At 43.6% G+C, this 20531-nt stretch carries 18 protein-coding genes and 1 tRNA gene; 18 read left to right on the top strand and 1 reads right to left on the bottom strand.

Going from position 1 to position 20531, the window contains the following annotated elements:
• Nucleotides 1–77: 77 nt before the first annotated feature.
• Nucleotides 78–154, bottom strand: a tRNA-Met gene (locus D9X91_RS20395).
• Nucleotides 155–457: 303 nt separating this feature from the next.
• Here D9X91_RS20395 and spoIIE point away from each other — a divergent pair.
• From spoIIE to lysS, 18 genes are all read left to right on the top strand, one after another.
• Entirely contained in the window at nucleotides 458–2935 is a 2478-nt protein-coding gene (gene spoIIE / locus D9X91_RS20390) for a stage II sporulation protein E (RefSeq protein ID WP_121682503.1), read from the top strand.
• Between the two features lie 365 nt (nucleotides 2936–3300).
• Nucleotides 3301–4038, top strand: coding sequence for a VWA domain-containing protein (locus D9X91_RS20385; protein WP_121682502.1), 738 nt, complete (start codon nucleotides 3301–3303; stop codon nucleotides 4036–4038).
• On the top strand, nucleotides 4007–4999 hold the full coding sequence (locus D9X91_RS20380) for a protein kinase domain-containing protein (protein ID WP_121682501.1): 993 nt from the start codon (nucleotides 4007–4009) through the stop codon (nucleotides 4997–4999). The genes D9X91_RS20385 and D9X91_RS20380 overlap by 32 nt, the downstream gene beginning before the upstream one ends.
• Nucleotides 5000–5170: 171 nt before the next feature.
• Nucleotides 5171–6592, top strand: a complete 1422-nt coding sequence (tilS, locus tag D9X91_RS20375) for a tRNA lysidine(34) synthetase TilS (protein WP_121682500.1) — start codon at nucleotides 5171–5173, stop codon at nucleotides 6590–6592.
• A complete protein-coding gene (hpt, locus tag D9X91_RS20370) occupies nucleotides 6592–7137 on the top strand; it encodes a hypoxanthine phosphoribosyltransferase (RefSeq protein ID WP_121682499.1) in 546 nt (181 codons plus the stop codon). Before tilS ends, hpt begins: the two co-directional genes overlap by 1 nt.
• A 135-nt stretch (nucleotides 7138–7272) precedes the next feature.
• The gene (gene ftsH, locus D9X91_RS20365) at nucleotides 7273–9291 is read left to right on the top strand and encodes an ATP-dependent zinc metalloprotease FtsH (RefSeq protein WP_121682498.1); all 2019 of its coding nucleotides are present in this window, start codon (nucleotides 7273–7275) and stop codon (nucleotides 9289–9291) included.
• A 233-nt stretch (nucleotides 9292–9524) separates the two neighbouring features.
• The gene (locus tag D9X91_RS20360; protein ID WP_199738149.1) at nucleotides 9525–10292 is read left to right on the top strand and encodes a type III pantothenate kinase; all 768 of its coding nucleotides are present in this window, start codon (nucleotides 9525–9527) and stop codon (nucleotides 10290–10292) included.
• 25 nt (nucleotides 10293–10317) lie between these two features.
• Nucleotides 10318–11196 carry an Hsp33 family molecular chaperone HslO gene (gene hslO / locus D9X91_RS20355; protein ID WP_121682496.1) on the top strand — a complete coding sequence of 293 codons (879 nt, stop codon included), beginning with the start codon at nucleotides 10318–10320 and terminating at the stop codon, nucleotides 11194–11196.
• A 25-nt stretch (nucleotides 11197–11221) separates the two neighbouring features.
• Entirely contained in the window at nucleotides 11222–12124 is a 903-nt protein-coding gene (locus tag D9X91_RS20350) for a peptidyl-prolyl cis-trans isomerase (RefSeq protein ID WP_121682495.1), read from the top strand.
• Nucleotides 12125–12278: 154 nt separating this feature from the next.
• Nucleotides 12279–13202: a cysteine synthase A gene (gene cysK, locus D9X91_RS20345; RefSeq protein ID WP_121682494.1), complete on the top strand. Its 924-nt coding sequence runs from the start codon at nucleotides 12279–12281 to the stop codon at nucleotides 13200–13202.
• A gap of 416 nt (nucleotides 13203–13618) precedes the next feature.
• The gene (locus D9X91_RS20340) at nucleotides 13619–15043 is read left to right on the top strand and encodes an anthranilate synthase component I family protein (RefSeq protein WP_121682493.1); all 1425 of its coding nucleotides are present in this window, start codon (nucleotides 13619–13621) and stop codon (nucleotides 15041–15043) included.
• Nucleotides 15027–15623: an aminodeoxychorismate/anthranilate synthase component II gene (pabA, locus tag D9X91_RS20335; RefSeq protein WP_121682492.1), complete on the top strand. Its 597-nt coding sequence runs from the start codon at nucleotides 15027–15029 to the stop codon at nucleotides 15621–15623. Before D9X91_RS20340 ends, pabA begins: the two co-directional genes overlap by 17 nt.
• Nucleotides 15608–16489 carry an aminodeoxychorismate lyase gene (gene pabC, locus D9X91_RS20330; protein ID WP_121682491.1) on the top strand — a complete coding sequence of 294 codons (882 nt, stop codon included), beginning with the start codon at nucleotides 15608–15610 and terminating at the stop codon, nucleotides 16487–16489. Before pabA ends, pabC begins: the two co-directional genes overlap by 16 nt.
• On the top strand, nucleotides 16486–17319 hold the full coding sequence (gene folP, locus D9X91_RS20325; RefSeq protein WP_121682490.1) for a dihydropteroate synthase: 834 nt from the start codon (nucleotides 16486–16488) through the stop codon (nucleotides 17317–17319). The genes pabC and folP overlap by 4 nt, the downstream gene beginning before the upstream one ends.
• Complete coding sequence (gene folB, locus D9X91_RS20320; RefSeq protein ID WP_121682489.1) at nucleotides 17312–17671, top strand: dihydroneopterin aldolase; 360 nt, start codon at nucleotides 17312–17314, stop codon at nucleotides 17669–17671. Before folP ends, folB begins: the two co-directional genes overlap by 8 nt.
• 1 nt (nucleotide 17672) lies before the next feature.
• The gene (gene folK / locus D9X91_RS20315; RefSeq protein ID WP_121682488.1) at nucleotides 17673–18200 is read left to right on the top strand and encodes a 2-amino-4-hydroxy-6-hydroxymethyldihydropteridine diphosphokinase; all 528 of its coding nucleotides are present in this window, start codon (nucleotides 17673–17675) and stop codon (nucleotides 18198–18200) included.
• Complete coding sequence (locus D9X91_RS20310; protein ID WP_121682487.1) at nucleotides 18152–18370, top strand: helix-turn-helix transcriptional regulator; 219 nt, start codon at nucleotides 18152–18154, stop codon at nucleotides 18368–18370. Before folK ends, D9X91_RS20310 begins: the two co-directional genes overlap by 49 nt.
• Before the next feature lie 283 nt (nucleotides 18371–18653).
• Complete coding sequence (lysS, locus tag D9X91_RS20305; RefSeq protein WP_121682486.1) at nucleotides 18654–20141, top strand: lysine--tRNA ligase; 1488 nt, start codon at nucleotides 18654–18656, stop codon at nucleotides 20139–20141.
• Nucleotides 20142–20531 lie beyond the last annotated feature (390 nt).

Here is a 20531-nt window from a genome sequence, read left to right as displayed (position 1 = left end):
CGGGATTCGAACCCGTGTTACCGCCGTGAAAGGGCGGTGTCTTAACCGCTTGACCAACGGGCCATGAATATTAATTATGGTAGCGGCGGAGGGGATCGAACCCACGACCTCACGGGTATGAACCGTACGCTCTAGCCAGCTGAGCTACGCCGCCATAAAAAATGATTTCTTAAAAGCACAATGTCTATAATACATACACATGAGAAGGATGTCAATAATTTTTCTAGAAAAATGTCGTTTAATTTATTTCCTTTTATAACCACTGATATCGTGGGGATTAAAGCTGTTTATAGGAATTCATGTTCGGTGTAAGATTTGTAAAAAAAAGTAGGATAATCAGATTTCGAAAAAAAGAAGTCGAACTTTTCTTACAATTCAACTCCTCATTTTGACAAACTTTGAAGCTTGTCCATTTTATAATAAACAGCAACGAATACGAATGGGGAGTGTATGAGGGATGGAAAAAGCGGAGCGGACCTTAATGGAGCCGGTAGGGAATGTAAACCTTGAAGATACTAAAATCGGGATTTCAAAAGGGATTCATCGTTTGCAGATGAAACTCGAGGTGATGTTTTTCCAAAAGGGCATCATTTTGATCCTTATTGGATTTCTGTTGGGAAGAGCATTGATCCTGTCCCATTTGACGCCATTTTCCCTGCCTTTTTTTGCAGCTGTATATTTATTGAGGAAAGATAAGGCACCACTTGCCTTGCTGGGTGTATTGGCGGGATCGCTGACATTATCGATCGGTAATATAGTCCTTACGTTTATGCTGAGCACATTATTTCTTATCGCTTTTCGGACAACGAAGAAATTTATTAAAAATGAAATAAAATCCCTGCCATTTTACGTGCTTGGTACATCGTTTATCGTAAAATGCGCATTTTTATATATTCAGCAAGGGCAGACCATCACAGTGTATGACGGGGTGATGACAGGGGTCGAAGCATCCTTGACGTTCATCCTTACTCTCATCTTTATGCAGAGCATCCCTTTGTTATCCATTAATAAGAGAAAAAAATCTTTGAAAACGGAGGAGGTCATCAGTTTAATCATTATGCTTGCCTCTGTCATGACGGGGACGATAGGCTGGTCACTTTACAATCTATCTGTAGAACACATCCTGTCTAGATATCTTGTCCTATTATTCGCTTTTGTGGCAGGGGCGACTGTCGGCTCAACTGTTGGGGTAGTGACCGGTCTCATCTTCAGTCTTGCCAATGTATCAAGCTTTTATCAAATGAGCCTGCTTGCCTTTTCAGGATTACTCGGGGGATTGTTAAAGGAGGGGAAAAGGACAGGGACAGCCATTGGTCTGATCATTGCCACACTGTTGATCGGAATGTATGGGGAAAGTGACAGTTCGCTGCTAAAGACCGTATATGAGAGTTTTGCTGCCGTATTCCTCTTATATTTGACCCCACAGAATTTGGCACTGAAACTAGCGAAGTATATTCCCGGGACGCCGGAGTATGCTCAGGAACAGCAGCAATATATGAGGAAAATAAGGGATGTGACTGCCAATCGTGTTGAACAGTTTTCTTCAGTATTTCAAGCTCTATCCAAAAGCTTTACGCAGTATGATGAAATCGATGATCCGGAGTATGAAGAAAGGGAGCTTGATTTTTTCCTTAGCAATGTAACGGAAAAGACGTGTCAGACTTGCTTTAAAAAGGACCACTGCTGGAGCAGGAATTTTGAAGAAACTTATCAGCTGATGAAGGAAGTGATGTATGAAGTTGATTCTGGTAATGAAGCTCTTAGTCCCAAAATGACCCGTGAATTGGAAAAGCATTGTGTGAAGCCGAAAAAAGTGCATGATGCCATCCAAAGGGAATTCATGTATTTCCACGCCAATCAGCAGCTGAAGAAACAGGTTCAAGAAAGCCGGAAGCTGGTTGCAGATCAGCTTCAAGGGGTATCCGAAGTCATGGGAGATTTTGCACGTGAAATCCAAAGAGAGAGGGAGAATCACTACAAACAGGAAGAGTTGATTTTAGAAGCACTTGAAGACTTTGGAATCGAGATCGACCAAGTAGAGATATATTCGCTTGAACAGGGGAATGTAGATATAGATATGACACTCCCATCCTGCAACGGGATGGGGGAATGTGAAAAATTGATTGCACCGATGCTGTCGGATATCACAGGAGAATCCATTATTGTCCAAAGGGAAGAGTGTGCAAAGCTTCGCAGCGACAGCTGCCAGGTCACCTTTAGGTCGGCAAAGGCATTTGTTGTGGAAACAGGTGCAGCACATGCCGCAAAAGGGGGAGGGCTGGTCTCAGGAGACTGCTACTCAATGATTGAGCTTGGACCCGGGAAATATGCCGTTGCCATTAGTGATGGAATGGGAAATGGCGAACGGGCACATATTGAATCGAATGAGACGTTGAGGCTGCTTCAAAAGATCCTTCAATCTGGCATAGAAGAGAAAGTCGCGATCAAATCGATAAATTCCATTCTTTCCTTAAGGACTACGGATGAAATCTTCTCAACACTGGATCTTGCCATGATTGACCTGCAGGATGCTTCGGTCAAATTCCTGAAAATCGGGTCAACACCGAGTTTTGTTAAAAGAGGGGATAAAATATTAAAAATAGAGGCAAGCAATCTGCCGATGGGGATACTGCAAGAGTTCGATGTCGATGTCGTCTCGGATCAGTTGAAGGCAGGGGATTTATTAATCATGATGAGTGATGGTGTCTTCGAAGGCCCTCGCCATATCGGAAATCATGACGCGTGGATGAAGCGGAAAATAAGAGAAATGGAAACGACCGATCCCCAGGAAATCGCGGACTTGATCATGGAAGAGGTGATACGTACGCGGTCTGGGAATATTGAGGACGACATGACCATTGTTGTAGCCAAAATCGATCATAATACACCAAAGTGGGCCAGCATTCCGGTTGGAAAAAATAAAATCATTTCATAGAATGCTATTCAAAGATTGTCGATATGAATATTTTCTCTGATGAAAATTCACCGTAAGTTGTTGATTGGAGCGGTAGGTGCGAGACTCCGGAGGAAACAGCGGGCCGGGTGAGACCCCACAGCAAAGCCGAGGAGGTATTTGGCGGATGTTCGATTAAGGTCGGCACGTCGTGTGCAAACATCGAATGACCTCACTTCATGTGAGGCACCTCGGAAACCGAACTCATCCTTGTCACTCCTTGATGACCAGCAATAATATATTCGAAAAGAGCCTTGAAAAAAGATAGATTCTAATAAGACAAGCGTATAAAACCCCTCCTATCCGTCGATGATGGATGGTAACAAGACCATTAGGAGGGGAAACCTATGAGGACAGGTACGCTGAAACAAATATTGTTGATTACGGATGGCTGTTCCAATCATGGAGATGATCCCATAGCCATCGCCGCATTGGCGAAGGAACAAGGGATTACGGTTAATGTCATCGGTGTGATGGAAAATGATGTGATAGATGAAAGCGGTATGCAGGAAATCGAAGGGATCGCCATGTCCGGCGGGGGGGTCAGCCAAGTCGTATACGCCCAGCAGCTTTCACAAACGGTCCAGATGGTCACGCGAAAAGCCATGACTCAAACGCTTCAGGGAGTCATCAATAAAGAACTGAAACAAATTCTTGGGTCATCCGCATCCGTTGAGGAACTTCCGCCCGAAAAGCGTGGAGAAGTGATGGAAGTGGTGGATGAGTTGGGTGAGACAGTGGATTTGGAAGTGTTGATTCTTGTCGACACAAGTGCAAGTATGAAACACAAGCTTCCGACAGTAAAGGAAGCTATGTTGGACCTATCATTGAGCCTCAATGCAAGGATGGGGGAAAATCGATTCTCTGTATTCGTATTTCCCGGGAAAAAGAAAGATGTCGAAAAATTATTGGATTGGACGCCAAGACTGGAAACATTGACGAGCACCTTTTCCAAATTATCCTCTGGGGGGATTACCCCTACAGGACCAGCCATCCAAGAGGCTTTAACGCAATTCAAGAAAAAACGTTCACTAAGGAGCTTGCTGTCCCGTGATGATGAACAATTCTTTGAAGAGTCAATATAACTTTCCAGCCGGGACGATCGTTTCCGGCAAGTGGCATCAGCAGAGCTATACGCTGATCAAAGAGCTCGGATATGGGGCGAATGGCATCGTATATTTAGCGGCCGGGGCACAAGGAAATGTCGCATTGAAGTTCAGTGACAATCATACTTCCATAACTTCAGAGGTAAACGTACTCAAAGCATTTGCTAAGGTCCAAGGGTCTGCCCTCGGGCCTTCTTTATTAGATGTGGATGATTGGGCAAAAGGAGAGAAAAATATTCCGTTTTATTGCATGGAATATATCGAAGGGCCCGATCTTTTAGCGTTCGTTCAAAAAAAAGGAGCTTCATGGAGGCCTGTACTCATCCTTCAGTTATTGAAGGACCTTGAACGACTTCATCAATCAGGGTGGGTGTTCGGCGACCTTAAACCTGAGAATTTAATCGTAACCGGACCACCCCCTACAATCAGATGCATTGATGTTGGAGGAACGACCATTCAAGGAAGGGCGATAAAGGAATTCACCGAGTTCTTCGACAGAGGCTACTGGGGAGCAGGATCAAGAAAGGCTGAACCAGCATACGACCTGTTTGCCGCCGCCATGATCATGGTGAACATGGCAATTCCTAAAAGATTTTCAAAAAGAGGAAACGGATTGACACAAATCTTGGATGTGGTTCATAAGAACAACGAGTTATCGCCGTACAAAGGAGTGCTTTCAAAAGCCTTGAAAGGTGAATATAGGTCGGCGGGGGAAATGAGAGAAGAACTGCTGCTGGATATTGCCAGCACTCCCAGACCGCAGCCCCGGATGGACACATCCAGAAATAGATATACAAGAAATGTGCCGAATAAGCCTTCTTCCCGCCAACAGAAATATCATCAGAAGAAAAAGCCAAAAGGCGGTTTAGCAGAAACGGTGTTGATCATATTAATCGTTGCTGCATTATATTTTCTCTATATTTACGGCCAATTACTTTGAGAGGGCTTCCGTGTGGAGGCTGTTTTGACTTGGCCGTTCTGTACATAATCGGAATTATGAAAAAATATTGAAATAATGAGGTTCTCTTTTGTTGTTTGCTTTGTGGAATGTTAAGATAATGAAAAGAAAAAGTCATCATGGAATATAGATGCTCACAAGGGACCGATGTTAATGCTTGAATATGAGAGGAAGGTTTCGGCCTTCATTGAATCCCATCAATTGATTGCAAATGGAGATCGTGTATTGATTGCCGTATCGGGCGGTCCCGACTCTTTATCATTGCTCCACTATTTATACAAGCGCCAGGAATTCTACAAAATCCAGGTCGCTGCGGTTCATGTGGACCATATGCTAAGAGGGAAGCAATCAAATGAAGATTTATTATTTGTACAGAAATTTTGTGCTACGTATGGTATCCCTTTCCACTCTAAAGCCATCGACATAAAAAAAATTATGGACGAAGAAAATAAAGGGATGCAGGAAACGGCGAGGCAATATCGGTACAAGTATTTCGCAGAAATTGTGAATGGGAAGGATTTCAATAAGCTCGCATTTGGACATCACGGCGATGACCAGGTGGAAACCGTCTTGATGAGGATGACCAGAGGCGCGGTTGGGAAAAGCAGGGCTGGAATCCCATTTAAAAGGCCTTTTGAAAGAGGCTATATCATCCGACCGCTATTGCCCCTTCAAAAAAAGGAGATTGAAGAATATTGCACCCGTTTCGGCTTGGAGCCAAGGCGGGATCCCAGCAATGACAAGGATGATTATACGAGAAACCGATTCAGGCATCGGGTGCTGCCTGCGCTGAAAGAGGAAAACCCGAAAGTTCATGAACAGTTCCAGCGTTTCAGTGAAGAAATGCTGGAAGATGAATATTTTCTGCAGGAATTAACCAAGGTAGAAATGAATAAATTATGGAATAGCTCTGATGGGGAAATCTCGATTGAAATAACCCCATTTAAGAAGATGCCTTTGCCTTTACAAAGAAGAGGTATTCAACTAATATTAAACTATCTTTATAAAGATTTACCATCTTCATTATCTGCTGTACATATCCATGATATTTTTCGTTTGATTGGCAGCAATCATCCTTCAGGACATATAGATCTGCCCAAAGCATTACAGGTACGCAGATCCTATGACCATTGCCTATTTACGTTCAGGCAGCAGACAGCGGATGAACCCTTCGAGTATGAACTCCCGATGGAAGGTGTTTTACCACTCCCCGACGGGGATGAAATTATTATTCGCAGGGGAATTGACCAGGATTTACATAGCAGGGATAACCAAAATTTTTTCTGTGTCGATCCTTCGAGGGTTATCATGCCATTAAAGGTGAGAACAAGAAAACAAGGTGATCGAATTGCAATAAAAGGATTGAATGGGACCAAAAAGGTTAAAGATATATTTATTGATCAAAAGATCCCATTGAAATCCAGAGAGGGTTGGCCGTTGGTCACTGACCAATCAGGGACGATCCTTTGGCTGCCAGGATTGAAAAAATCAATTTATGACGAGCCGGATTTAAATAAACCTTTTTTAGTTTTACAATACATTTCGCAATCATCTTCTAGGGGGCCATTGAATTAATGAAACAGGATATTGAAAAAGTATTAATTACAGAAGAAGAAATCCAAGCGAAGATCAAAGACTTGGCTGGACAATTAACAGAAGAATACAAGGACAGCTTTCCCTTGGCGATCGGCGTTTTAAAAGGTGCGATGCCATTTATGTCAGACCTGTTAAAACGAATTGATACTTATTTGGAAATGGATTTCATGGATGTATCAAGCTATGGAAACTCCACCGTCTCTACAGGGGAAGTAAAAATAGTAAAAGATTTGAATACAAAAGTGGAAGGAAGGGACCTGCTGATCATTGAAGACATCATCGACAGCGGTCTTACATTAAGCTACCTGGTTGATTTATTCCGCTATCGTAAAGCTAAATCCATCAAAATCGTGACGCTTTTGGATAAACCGACAGGCAGGAAATCTGATATTGAAGCAGACTATGTAGGCTTTAATGTTCCAGATGCTTTTGTTGTTGGATATGGATTGGATTACGCAGAAAAATACCGTAATCTTCCTTATATAGGTGTGTTAAAACCTGAAGTTTATAACAAAGGCGAGTAAGTCTGGCCGATAATGAAAATACTATGGGAAACTTACAATGTAAATGCATTCACAGCAAATGCAAATTGTTGGAATGGCATGATTTTCTATGATACTATTGAATGTAGTTTGTTTACCCGTGGGAGGAGGTAAGGGATGAACCGGATTTTTCGAAACACCATTTTTTATTTATTAGTATTTCTAGTTATTATTGGTGTCGTCAGTTATTTTAACAATAACAACGAACCAACGAAGAATATATCTTATGATGAATTTGTATCCGCTTTGGATAAGGGAGATGTCACCAGCGTCTCTTTGCAGCCTGAAAGGGGCGTCTACGCCGTTAAGGGGCAGCTGAAAGGATACGATAAAGATCAGCATTTCCTTACATATGTGATGGATAGCCAAGCGCTGCTCGATCGTATTGACAAAGTATCCACGACAACGGATTCAGAAGTGAAGGTGCTTCCTGCAAAAGAAACAAGCGGATGGGTTTCTTTCTTTACGACGATCATTCCGTTTGTGATCATCTTTATTCTTTTCTTCTTCCTGTTGAACCAGGCTCAAGGCGGCGGCAGCCGTGTCATGAACTTTGGTAAAAGTAAAGCAAAGCTTTACAGTGAAGAGAAGAAAAAGGTCCGCTTTAAAGACGTCGCAGGGGCAGATGAAGAAAAGCAAGAGCTTGTGGAAGTTGTCGAATTCTTAAAAGATCCTCGAAAATTTGCCGATTTAGGTGCACGCATTCCGAAAGGGGTTCTCTTAGTCGGACCTCCAGGTACTGGTAAAACCTTGCTGGCAAGAGCCGTTGCCGGAGAAGCGGGTGTGCCGTTCTTCTCCATCAGTGGTTCCGATTTCGTGGAAATGTTTGTAGGGGTCGGAGCATCCCGTGTTCGCGACTTATTTGAAAACGCTAAGAAAAATGCACCTTGTATCATCTTCATCGATGAAATTGATGCTGTCGGCCGTCAACGCGGCGCAGGATTAGGCGGAGGCCACGATGAACGTGAACAAACATTGAACCAATTGCTTGTTGAAATGGATGGATTCGGCGCGAATGAAGGAATCATCATCATTGCCGCAACCAATAGGCCTGATATTCTAGACCCTGCATTATTGCGTCCGGGACGTTTCGATAGACAGATCACCGTTGATCGTCCAGATGTAAAAGGGCGTGAAGCAGTACTTAGAGTACATGCCCGCAATAAGCCTCTATCCGATAAAGTGGATTTAAAGGCAATTGCGATGAGGACGCCTGGATTCTCGGGTGCGGATTTGGAAAACTTACTGAATGAAGCGGCTCTGGTAGCGGCTCGTCAAGATAAAAAGAAAATCGAAATGGTCGATATTGATGAAGCGACTGACCGGGTAATTGCCGGTCCTGCCAAAAAAAGCAAGGTCATTTCACAAAAAGAACGCAAAATCGTTGCATTCCACGAAGGCGGTCATACGATTATCGGGATTGTATTGGATGAGGCCGAGATGGTGCACAAAGTAACGATCGTTCCACGCGGTCAAGCTGGCGGATATGCGGTCATGCTTCCGAAAGAGGATCGTTATTTCATGACCAAGCCTGAGCTCTTGGATAAGATCACTGGGTTGCTTGGTGGACGTGTGGCAGAGGAAGTTACTTTCGGTGAGGTTTCTACGGGAGCCCACAATGACTTCCAGCGTGCCACAGGAATTGCACGCAGAATGGTAACGGAGTTTGGTATGAGTGATAAACTCGGACCTCTGCAATTCGGCCAAGCGCAAGGCGGCCAGGTCTTCTTGGGAAGAGATTTGCAAAATGACCAAAATTACTCTGATGCCATCGCTTATGAAATTGATCTAGAAATTCAACGAATAATAAAAGAATGCTATGCCCGCGCGAAAAAGATTTTGACTGAAAATAGAGATAAGCTGGAATTGGTCGCTAATACTCTATTGGAAGTCGAAACACTTGATGCACAACAAATCAAACATTTGGTGGATCATGGCGAATTGCCTGACCGCGGTGAGGTATCTCTTGAGAAAGACGAAGTAAAACGTATCGATACAGGAGACAATATGAAAGTGAATATTCAGAAGAAAAAGGACGAAACCGCTTCTTCCGATATTCCGGATCATGCCAAAAACCAAGCTCCTAAGCCAGAAGATAATCTTACTTCTGACGATGAAGATACGAACAAATTATAAGTTTAAACAGACTGACTCAAAGATCAGGTAACTCGCAAGCAGAGGTTGCCCTGAAGGCTGCTGAGTCAGTCTTTTTTCTGTTTAACCGCTGTAATTTTAATGTTTTATTGGAATGCAGGGAATTATGGTATGATGGCATTATGCTGAGTCTCTGTTGGTGATTCAAAATGATTGTTAAAAGACAATCCTGACAGAGCCATGATAATTGAGAATGAATTAGTGGGTGAATAATCGTGATTTTTGTTTTGGATGTAGGGAATACGAATATAGTGCTCGGTGTCTATGACCAAGAAGATTTGAAATATCATTGGCGAATTGAAACGAACCGCCACAAAACGGAAGATGAATATGGGATGGTCATCAAAACGCTTTTGGAGCATGTGGGCTTATCATTTCAAGCGTTTGACGGCATCATCATTTCTTCCGTCGTGCCGCCGATCATGTTTTCCTTGGAAAGAATGTGCCATAAATATTTTCACATCAAGCCGATCGTCGTAGGACCGGGAATCAAAACAGGCTTGAATATTAAATACGAAAATCCTCGTGAAGTCGGTGCCGACCGCATCGTGAATGCTGTGGCAGGAATACATGAATATGGAAGTCCGTTGATTATTGTGGATTTTGGAACGGCAACGACCTATTGTTATATCAACGAAGAAAAACAATATATGGGTGGAGCTATCGCACCGGGGATCAGCATATCGACTGAGGCTCTTTATTCGAAAGCGGCAAAATTGCCAAGGATCGAGATTGCTCGTCCAGAGAATGTAATCGGGAAGAATACGGTTGCTGCCATGCAGGCAGGAATATTATTTGGCTATGTAGGACAAGTTGAAGGTATTGTAAATCGAATGAAAGCTCAAAGTAAAAAGGAACCAACGGTCATTGCGACTGGCGGGCTTGCAACTTTAATCAATAAAGAATCAAGCATTATTGATGTTGTGGATCCTTTCCTTACATTAAAGGGTTTGAGACTAATTTATAAACGCAACATGGGATAGTACATTAAGGAAGGTGTTATTGAGGATGAGTGATTATTTAGTAAGGGCTGTAGCTTTTGACGGTCAAGTCAGAGCCTATGCAGTGCGGAGTACAGATACAGTGGGCGAGGCCCAGCGCAGACATCATACATGGCCGACGGCATCGGCTGCATTAGGGCGCGCCATGACGGCGGGCGTCATGATGGGGGCAATGATGAAAGGCGAGGACAAGCTTACGGTAAAAATCGAAGGCGGCGGTCCAATCGGAGCTATTTTGGTGGATAGCGACGCAAAAGGAAATGTAAGAGGATACGTATCCAACCCTCAAATTCATTTTGATCTGAATGAACAAGGAAAATTAGATGTCAGGCGTGCGGTTGGTACAACGGGGAACCTGACAGTTGTGAAAGATATCGGCATGAGGGAAAACTTTACCGGACAGGTGCCGATTGTGTCTGGAGAGCTTGGAGAAGACTTTACGTATTATTTTGTTTCATCCGAACAAGTTCCTTCATCTGTCGGAGTTGGCGTCCTTGTGAATCCAGATAATTCGATCCTCGCTGCGGGAGGCTTCATCCTTCAACTGATGCCTGGAACCAATGAGGAGACCATTTCTGTCATTGAAAAAAGACTTCAGACAATTCCGCCCGTCTCTAAGTTGATTCAACAGGGCCTAACACCGGAAGAGCTATTAAAGGAGCTATTAGGCGAAGAAAATATCAAGTTTTTAGATACGCTGCCAATCCAATTCAAATGCCAGTGCTCGAAGGAGCGATTCGCCGATGCCATCGTCAGTCTTGGAAAAGAAGAAATCGAAGATATGATAAATACTGATGGTCAAGGCGAGGCGCAATGCCATTTCTGCAACGAAGTTTACCATTACTCTAAGGAAGAACTTGAAGACCTGTTGAAAGAAGCGAAATAAAAGATCTTTTAAGGAGAGAATCGGTGTGGGAAAGAAACAGCTATGGTATATCATTATCGGTTTATTGATTGTTAATATCGGCACAATTTCCTTCTTCACGTTTAGTCAGAAAAGCTCCACTGCCGGTGCGGCGGACACGGAAACGGTCGCAACGGTCGGTGGGGAAAAAATAACTCGCGACCAGTGGCTGCATGAATTGGATGAGAGATATGGGAAAAGCGTCCTCCGAGATCTCATTGACAAAAAAGTAATCGCGCAAATGGCAAAGAAATATGGAATCAAAGCATCTGAACGAGAAATAAACCAGGAAGTGACCATGTTTAAAACGGTATTGAATCCGTCGGACAATAAAGAAAGCAGCCTGAACGAACGTCAGCTGCAGGAAGACATCCAAACGAATTTGTTGTTGGAGGAACTGGTCACAAAAGATGTTGTCGTTTCAGACGACGAAATGGAAAAATATTATAAAGATAATGCGAGCCTTTATAATATTCCTACCACTTACCATGTATCCCAGATCGTCGTTCCTTCAAAGAAGGATGCATTGAAAACGGAAGAAGCGTTGAAAAACGGCTCCCACTTTGACGTCCTTGCAATGGAAACATCCATTGACGCCGATTCAGCACCACAAGGAGGAGACGTTGGCTATATTTCTGCTGATTCCAAAGAGTATTCCGATTCTTTCCTGAAAACAGTGGAATCCTTGAAAGAAAAGGACTGGAGTAAACCGGTTAAAGTAGAAGGCGGCTATGCCATCATACTTTTGAATGAGAAAATAAACGGCACGAAATTCACCTACGAGGATGTAAAGAACCAGATCCGGAGGCAAATAGCCCTCGAACATCTTAAAGCGCCGATGTCCCCTGGAAACTTCTGGAAAGATGCCGGGGTAACATGGTTTTATGGTAAATCAGGTGAGAATGATTAAAGAAACTGATCAATGTGATCAGTTTTTTTATAGATAAAGGTCTAAATTTTTCGAAAAATATTAAAATTATATAAGCAATTCCTTTGACAGGTTAAAATCTGTTTGGTAAATTTTATTAAAACCTATAAAAATACTAGGTATTAGGAGTGGTACAATGGCAAGGATTGCGAATTCAATTACTGATTTGGTTGGTCAAACACCCATTGTGAAACTGAATAGAATGGTCGGAGAAGATAGTGCAGATGTATATGTGAAGCTCGAATATATGAATCCAGGGAGCAGCGTAAAGGATCGCATCGCTTTGGCGATGATTGAAGCTGCTGAAAAAGCAGGGAAACTCAACCCTGGGGATACCATCGTTGAGCCGACAAGCGGAAATACAGGGATTGGCCTGGCCATGGTTGCTGCAGCAAAAGGCTATCGTGCTGTTTTGGTGATGCCTGATACGATGAGCATGGAGCGACGGAACCTGCTGCGTGCATATGGAGCCGAGTTGGAATTGACCCCTGGTGCGGAGGGGATGAAAGGAGCAATTAAAAAGGCTGAAGAGCTTGTAAAAGAAAAAGGCTATTTCATGCCGCAGCAATTCCAAAACGAAGCCAACCCTGAAGTTCATCGATTAACAACCGGAAAAGAAATCGTCGAGCAAATGGGGGATCAATTGGATGCGTTTATTGCGGGCATCGGAACGGGCGGTACCATCACTGGTGCAGGTCAGGTTTTGAAAGAAAAATATCCTGATGTGAAAATCTATGCAGTTGAACCAACCGATTCACCCGTTCTTTCAGGTGGTAAGCCAGGTCCACATAAAATTCAAGGAATCGGTGCAGGGTTTGTTCCTGATATACTGAATACGGGCATTTACGACGGGGTTTTGACCGTAGATAATGAAGAAGCGTTTGCTGCGGCCCGCCGTGCGGCCAAAGAAGAAGGCATCTTGGGCGGCATCTCCTCGGGTGCAGCAATCCATGCGGCCATGGGCGTGGCGAAACAGCTTGGAAAAGGAAAAAAAGTCTTGGCCATCATCCCAAGCAACGGTGAACGATACTTAAGTACGCCGCTATACCAATTTGACTAATAGCAAGGGCATGTCCGCGGACGTGTCCTTTTTGTTTGCTGTTTTCTCATTGGAGCGGATGATGCGAGCCCCTCGGAAGGAGAACATCCTGCAGTGGAAATAAGGCATCACTTCTCAACTTTTATTAAAAATCCGGGAAACTTGTTTTGTGTACGCGGCAGCTGCAGTCTGAAGTTATTCCCATCCCCCGTCGATGTCTAGCCGCTTCCGCTTTTCCAATTGTCCAGCTCCAGCGCCTATCGACTAGCGGACTTCAGGTTTTCTCCCTCCGATAAGTCAACATCGAAAGGCTGTCACCTTTCGTGATTCCTTTATCTCAGTCGATAACCTTCCAGTCCGTACGTCGATGTCTAGCCGCTTCCGCTTTTCTTAGTGTATGATGTAGACATAGATACTTGAAGGAGTGTGATTGACGGGTGCAGAAGAAAAAGCTTATCTATGAAAAATCATCCTGCAGCTATCAACATTTTTTTAATAAATATGAGGAATTATCGTCTGGGTCTTCCTATCATGTCCTTTTGGAAAGCGGAAGGGGAGGGCGGTACAGCTTTGCCGGGCTGAATCCCTTTGCCAAGCTTGTCGCTGCCGAGAATGGACTTGAGGTGGAAACAGAAGGAACAAAGCAGTTTATTAATGGTGATCCTCTCCTTTTGCTGTATGATTGGCTGGAACAGCATCAAACTCATAAGCATCAGGGGATTCCTGACTTTCAGGGAGGGTTGATCGGCTTTATCAGTTATGACTATGTCCGTTATATCGAAAATCTTCCTTCTATTGCGGAAGACGATTTGTCCATTCCTGATCTATATTTCCTCGCTTTCGATGAATGGGTTGCATTTGATCATTTGGAAAACGAAATTTGGGCAATGAAGCTGATAGAGGATGAAAACGAAGAAAAGGCAGGGGCGGCCGCACTCCTTCAAAGGTGGAAAGAGAACGGCAAACAAATATCTGTAGCAAATACAGGATTCGACGAAAAGATGGATGATGGTGCCTCGGTTTCGATGACCGAACAAATGTTCATGGAGGCAGTGGAAGCCATCAGGGAATATATCGCGAGCGGGGATGTGTTTCAGGTAAATTTATCTGTTCGCCAATCGAAATTACTATCTGTTCAGCCTTTTCAAGTGTACAAACAGCTTCGGGCTTTGAACCCTTCTCCTTACATGTCCTTTATCCATACGCCTGATTTTGAAATTGTTTCCGGGTCTCCCGAACTGCTAGTGAAAAAATCGGGAATGGATCTCAGTACAAGGCCGATAGCAGGGACGCGTTCACGAGGAAAAAATCATGAGGAGGACCTCCAGCTTGCATCAGAACTCATCCATAATGAAAAGGAACGGGCGGAGCATGTCATGCTGGTCGACCTTGAGCGTAATGACCTTGGGAAAGTGTGCAGATATGGAACGGTTCATGTCGATGAATTTATGGTTATCGAAAAATACTCCCATGTGATGCATATCGTATCGAATGTAAGGGGAGAATTGGCGGAAGACTGCGGCGGAGCAGATGTCATCCGTGCTGTTTTTCCCGGGGGGACAATTACCGGTGCGCCCAAAATAAGGACAATGGAAATCATAGAAGAACTCGAGCCGGTAAAAAGGGGCCTATATACGGGTTCGATCGGATGGATTGGTTTTAATGGTGACCTGGAGCTGAATATCGTCATCAGGACGATGCTCGCCCAAAGTGGACTTGCCCATATCCAAGCAGGTGCAGGGATTGTCATTGATTCCAATCCAAAACATGAGTATAAGGAATCTTTAAAAAAAGCAGCGGCTTTATGGAAGGCAATCGAGCTGGCGGAAGCGGAAGGTGATCGACATGATCTTAATGATTGACAACTATGATTCATTTACCTTCAACCTCGTTCAATATTTGGGTGAATTGGGGGAAGAGATCGTCGTGAAAAGGAACGATAAAATTTCGATTGAAGAAATTAAAGCGTTGAACCCCGATTTTCTGATGATATCACCGGGCCCATGCAGTCCGAATGAAGCGGGGATCAGTATGGATGCGATACGTTATTTTGCCGGAAAGATCCCTATGTTCGGGGTGTGCCTCGGACATCAATCCATAGCCCAGGTATTTGGTGGAGAAGTGGTCCGCTCGGGAAAATTAATGCATGGAAAAACATCTGAGGTCATCCATGACCAGAAAACCATTTTCCAGAACATCCCCTCTCCTTTTACTGCAACCAGGTATCATTCTTTGATCGTCAAAAAGGAATCGCTGCCTGACTGTTTGGAAATATCGGCTTGGACAAGCGAAGGAGAGATCATGGCGATCAGGCATAAGGAATTTCCCATTGAAGGTGTTCAGTTTCATCCTGAGTCCATTATGACGGATGAAGGAAAAACGTTATTGAAAAACTTCTTTCAAACGACCAGGGGAGAGATGGCGGCATGTACATTTTCTTGAACGGAAAAATGGTATTGAAAGAACAAGCGGAAATCTCCCCGTTTGACCATGGATATTTGTATGGAATCGGGGCTTTTGAAACGTTCAGGACTTATGATGGGCATCCCTTTTTATTTGATGACCACCTGTCCCGCCTGGAGGATGCATTAAAACAGTTGAATATTGATATGATCCCGGAAAAATCCGTTCTTCTAGAGCAGATCCGGCGCCTATCGATAGCCAATGAGCTGCCGGACTCCTATTTACGGATAAATGTGTCTGCCGGCATCGGGGAGATCGGTCTGCAAACAACCCCTTATTCGAATCCGACGACTATCATCTTTCAAAAAAAATTGCCGTCGACACTGCAGCAACTTCAGGAAAAAAAGGGGAAGTTGTTGAAGGTCAAAAGAAATACGCCAGAAACAGCAGAGCGGTTGAAATCCCATCACTATTTAAATAACATCGTCGCCAAAAGGGAAATTGCAGATCAACCATTAACAGAAGGCATTTTCCTTAATGAACACGATTATGTAGCAGAAGGAATCACCAGTAATATTTTTTGGATCAAAAATCAAACATTATACACTCCCGCAATAGAAACGGGAATATTAAAGGGTATAACTCGGCAGTATATCCTAACGATTGCCCCTTTATTGAACTTGAAGTCAGAAGAGGGATTTTACTCGAAGGAAGCCTTGTTGGATGCGGACGAAGTTTTCTTCACGAACTCCATTCAAGAAGCAATACCTGTGAATGATATTGCTGGAATTGAATTCCCCGGAAAGAATGGGGGTTTCTTCCGTAAGATACATCAACAGTACAGAATGCACTCCGGTTCTTTATGGGGCCGAAGTGAGATTTTTGATAATGGGGGACAACAATGATCAATCAAATGTCATGTGGAAAATATACTTTGGATTTTTCGAGAAAAACTTACATCATGGGGATTTTGAATGTGACTCCAGATTCTTTTTCGGATGGCGGGAAGTTTAACGCGGTTGATCAGGCGGTCATCCATGCGAAACAGTTGGTTGAGGCAGGTGCCGATATCCTTGATATTGGCGGGGAGTCCACGCGGCCCGGACATGAAGAAGTTTCTGAAGAGGAAGAGATCCAGAGGGTCGTGCCTGTCATTCAGGCGCTTTCCAAAGAAATCGATATCCCGATCTCGATCGATACGTATAAAGCGGGTACTGCCCGAAAAGCACTTAAAGCAGGAGCCCACATCATCAATGATGTCTGGGGGGCAAAAAGGGAGCCGGAAATCGCCCGGGTGGCGGCTGAGTATGGTGCACCAATCATATTGATGCACAATCGAAGCGACCGAAAATACTCTTCTTTTTATCGGGATGCCGTGAATGATCTCTTTGAAAGTATTGCACTTGCAAAGAGAGCCGGAGTGAAGGATGATAAAATCATACTCGATCCAGGCATCGGATTTGCGAAGGACTTAAAGGAAAACATAGAGATGATGAGAAATCTCGGGAAGCTTTGTTCATTACAATATCCCGTTCTGCTGGGAACTTCCAGAAAGTCTATGATTGGAAAGGTCTTGAATCTCCCGGTCGATGAAAGGCTTGAAGGGACCATCGCTACGATCTGCAGCGGAATTCAGCAGGGATGCCATATTGTCCGTGTCCACGATGTGAAGGAAGTAACCCGGGCGGCAAAAATGATGGATGCCTTAATCGGAAAGGGTGAAATAAATGGATAAAATTTATGTTCATCAAATGGAGTTTTATGGATACCACGGAGTGTTTCAAGAAGAAACCAAACTTGGCCAGCGATTCCGCGTTGACTTGACTGTCGAACTGGATTTGAAAAAAGCAGGGAAAACGGATGATCTAGCCGAAAGTGTCAATTATGCAGATTTATACCACGTATGCAAAGAGATCGTGGAAGGCAAGCCTTATAAGCTTGTGGAGGCTGTAGCAGAAAAGATATGCGAGGCTATCCTAGATCAATTCTCAAAAATAAACCAAGTAACGGTGAAGCTGATTAAACCTGACCCGCCGATTCCGGGGCATTACCAATCCGTAGCCGTTGAAATTCAAAGAGGTAGATAGAATGGACAACATTGCATATATATCACTAGGTTCTAACATGGGGGATCGCGAAGCTTATTTAAAAAAAGCTATGGCACTGCTTCAAAGAAACGATGCCATTTCAATCCTCGCCGCATCCTCCATATATGAAACCGATCCAGTGGGCTACACAGAACAAGGAAATTTTTTAAATATGGCTATTAAAGTAGAAACATCATTTTCAGCTCAGGAGCTACTGTCCGTCATCTTGGACGCCGAAATGAAACTTGGAAGAAAAAGGGAAATCAAGTGGGGGCCGCGAACTATCGACTTGGACATTTTGCTGTATAATAACGAAAATATCGAAACAAAAAATTTGATTATTCCTCATCCCCGAATGCACGAGAGGGCGTTCGTGCTCGTTCCTTTAGTGGAAATCGAACCTGATCTTGCGCATTCAAGCAAAGATACCCCCTACATTCAAGTTCTAGATGAAATACCTGACAAAGAAGGAGTTCGGTTATGGAAGCAGACAAATGGGGAAGACGTATACGAGCTTATAGAAAACTAAAAGGATACACACAAGAAGGCCTGGCGCGGGAACTGGGAGTGTCGGTATCCTTATTGGGTGAAATAGAAAGAGGGAACCGGCTTCCTTCCGAAGATTTACTGAAGGAAGTATCCGGGATCTTAGGTATAACGTTAGAGGAGTTGACTCCTCCGGAAGATATGAAGAATTAATCTGTACATGAATGAAGAAGAAGCTCACAATCAGGTTAATGCTTTAAGAAGGGACTGACTCTCTTGCGGTCTACCTCCGAGCGGATCGATCATTGAACCGAGGGGAGGCAGGATCGATTTAATGAGTCATCCCTTTTTTGTGCATTTTTTAAGAATGTGGTAAATTTTAAAAATGAGAGTCTAAAGGGATGTTTCAGTCAGATAGATTGTGTACAATAATAGAGGATAAAAATGTACAAACGGTCCATGACCTTTTATAAAATCATATAGGAGTGTGCATAGTATGAGTCACGAAGAAATAAACGACCAGTGGAAAGTTCGTTTGGAAAAAATGGAGGAAATGCGCGAAAAAGGGCTCGATCCATTCGGGAAACGCTTTGACCGCACTCACACTTCCGCTCAAATCAAGGAACAATTCGATCAATTCTCCAAGGAAGAATTAGAGGAAAAAACTGAATCGGTATCCATCGCTGGCCGCGTAATGACAAAACGCGGAAAAGGAAAAGCCGGGTTTGCCCATCTTCAAGACCTTGATGGACAAATTCAAATTTATGTCCGAAAAGATGCCATCGGGGAAGAAGCATATGAAATCTTCAATTCTGTGGACCTAGGAGACATCATTGCCATCACAGGAACTGTATTCAAGACGAAAGTTGGCGAGTTGTCCGTTAAGGCAAAAGAATTCACATTCTTGACTAAAGCCCTCCGTCCGCTTCCGGATAAATTCCATGGATTGAAGGACGTAGAACAACGTTACCGTCAACGCTACCTGGACTTGATTACAAGTGATGAAAGCAAGAAAACCTTCATCGCCCGCAGCTTAATCATCCAATCCATGCGTCGCTACCTAGACAACAATGGATACTTGGAAGTGGAAACGCCAATGATGCATGCCATTGCAGGCGGAGCATCTGCCCGACCTTTTACCACGCATCATAATGCATTGGACATGCCTCTTTTCATGCGTATTGCGATAGAGCTTCATCTGAAGAGATTGATCGTCGGCGGTTTGGAAAAAGTCTATGAAATCGGACGAGTATTCCGGAATGAGGGTGTATCAACCCGTCATAACCCAGAATTCACTATGATCGAACTTTATGAAGCATATGCTGACTATAAAGATATCATGAAGCTTACAGAAAACCTTGTCGCGCATATTGCTAAGGAAGTGCTTGGCACAACGACTGTCCAATATGGCGACTACGAAGTCAATTTGGAACCTGAATGGCGCCGGCTTCACATGGTCGATGCAATCAAGGAATATACGGGCGTCGACATGTGGAAAGAGATGTCAAACGAAGAAGCACGCGCATTGGCCAATGAGCATGGTGTGGAAATCAAGGATAATATGACATATGGCCATATTGTTAACGAGTTCTTTGAACAAAAAGTAGAAGAGAAGCTCATTCAGCCTACTTTCATCTACGGGCATCCAGTTGAGATCTCTCCATTGGCAAAGAAAAACGATGAAGATCCTCGCTTCACTGATCGATTTGAGCTATTTATCGTTGCACGTGAGCACGCAAATGCATTCACTGAGCTGAATGATCCGATTGATCAGCGTCAACGCTTTGAAGCGCAATTGAAAGAACGTGAACAAGGAAACGACGAAGCGCACATGATGGATAACGACTTCGTGGAAGCACTTGAATATGGAATGCCGCCAACGGGTGGCTTGGGAATCGGAATCGACCGCCTTGTTATGCTGTTGACAAATTCCCCATCCATCCGCGACGTCCTCCTCTTCCCGTTGATGAGGCATCGTGATTAATCATATATAAGACAAAAACCGGCTTCCCGAAAAGGAGCCGGTTTTTGTCTTATAATATGAAGGAAATAGGTTTTGAACTTTGCATATTGGATATAGTTATTTAAATGGTGTATTTACGTTATTCATAGCACCTTTACATAAATGAAAGTTTTTTAAAAAAGATTTAAAAAAACTATTGCACCGTCATTTGAAAGGTGGTATATTAGTATTCGTTGCCGCAATAAGCGGGCAGCAAACAAAAAGAAACAAAAAAGAAATTAAAAAAGTTGTTGACACTGAGCTCTGACGGTGATAAGATATAAAGGTCGCTGTCAAAAAGCGAAACAACGAAATTGATCTTTGAAAACTGAACAAAACAAACGTCAACGTTAATTCAATTTTTATTTTAAA

This window comes from Falsibacillus albus, assembly GCF_003668575.1.
GTDB classification, from domain to species: domain Bacteria; phylum Bacillota; class Bacilli; order Bacillales; family DSM-25281; genus Falsibacillus; species Falsibacillus albus.
This window is presented reverse-complemented; position numbering and strand designations above follow the sequence as displayed.

Excerpts from the sequence above, each read along its gene's own strand:
- spoIIE (WP_121682503.1), top strand. The coding sequence starts at position 458 with ATGGAAAAAGCGGAGCGGACCTTAATGGAGCCGGTAGGGAATGTAAAC.
- D9X91_RS20385 (WP_121682502.1), top strand. The coding sequence starts at position 3,301 with ATGAGGACAGGTACGCTGAAACAAATATTGTTGATTACGGATGGCTGT.
- D9X91_RS20380 (WP_121682501.1), top strand. The coding sequence starts at position 4,007 with ATGATGAACAATTCTTTGAAGAGTCAATATAACTTTCCAGCCGGGACG.
- tilS (WP_121682500.1), top strand. The coding sequence starts at position 5,171 with ATGCTTGAATATGAGAGGAAGGTTTCGGCCTTCATTGAATCCCATCAA.
- hpt (WP_121682499.1), top strand. The coding sequence starts at position 6,592 with ATGAAACAGGATATTGAAAAAGTATTAATTACAGAAGAAGAAATCCAA.
- ftsH (WP_121682498.1), top strand. The coding sequence starts at position 7,273 with ATGAACCGGATTTTTCGAAACACCATTTTTTATTTATTAGTATTTCTA.
- hslO (WP_121682496.1), top strand. The coding sequence starts at position 10,318 with ATGAGTGATTATTTAGTAAGGGCTGTAGCTTTTGACGGTCAAGTCAGA.
- cysK (WP_121682494.1), top strand. The coding sequence starts at position 12,279 with ATGGCAAGGATTGCGAATTCAATTACTGATTTGGTTGGTCAAACACCC.
- pabA (WP_121682492.1), top strand. The coding sequence starts at position 15,027 with ATGATCTTAATGATTGACAACTATGATTCATTTACCTTCAACCTCGTT.
- pabC (WP_121682491.1), top strand. The coding sequence starts at position 15,608 with ATGTACATTTTCTTGAACGGAAAAATGGTATTGAAAGAACAAGCGGAA.
- folP (WP_121682490.1), top strand. The coding sequence starts at position 16,486 with ATGATCAATCAAATGTCATGTGGAAAATATACTTTGGATTTTTCGAGA.
- folB (WP_121682489.1), top strand. The coding sequence starts at position 17,312 with ATGGATAAAATTTATGTTCATCAAATGGAGTTTTATGGATACCACGGA.
- folK (WP_121682488.1), top strand. The coding sequence starts at position 17,673 with ATGGACAACATTGCATATATATCACTAGGTTCTAACATGGGGGATCGC.
- D9X91_RS20310 (WP_121682487.1), top strand. The coding sequence starts at position 18,152 with ATGGAAGCAGACAAATGGGGAAGACGTATACGAGCTTATAGAAAACTA.
- lysS (WP_121682486.1), top strand. The coding sequence starts at position 18,654 with ATGAGTCACGAAGAAATAAACGACCAGTGGAAAGTTCGTTTGGAAAAA.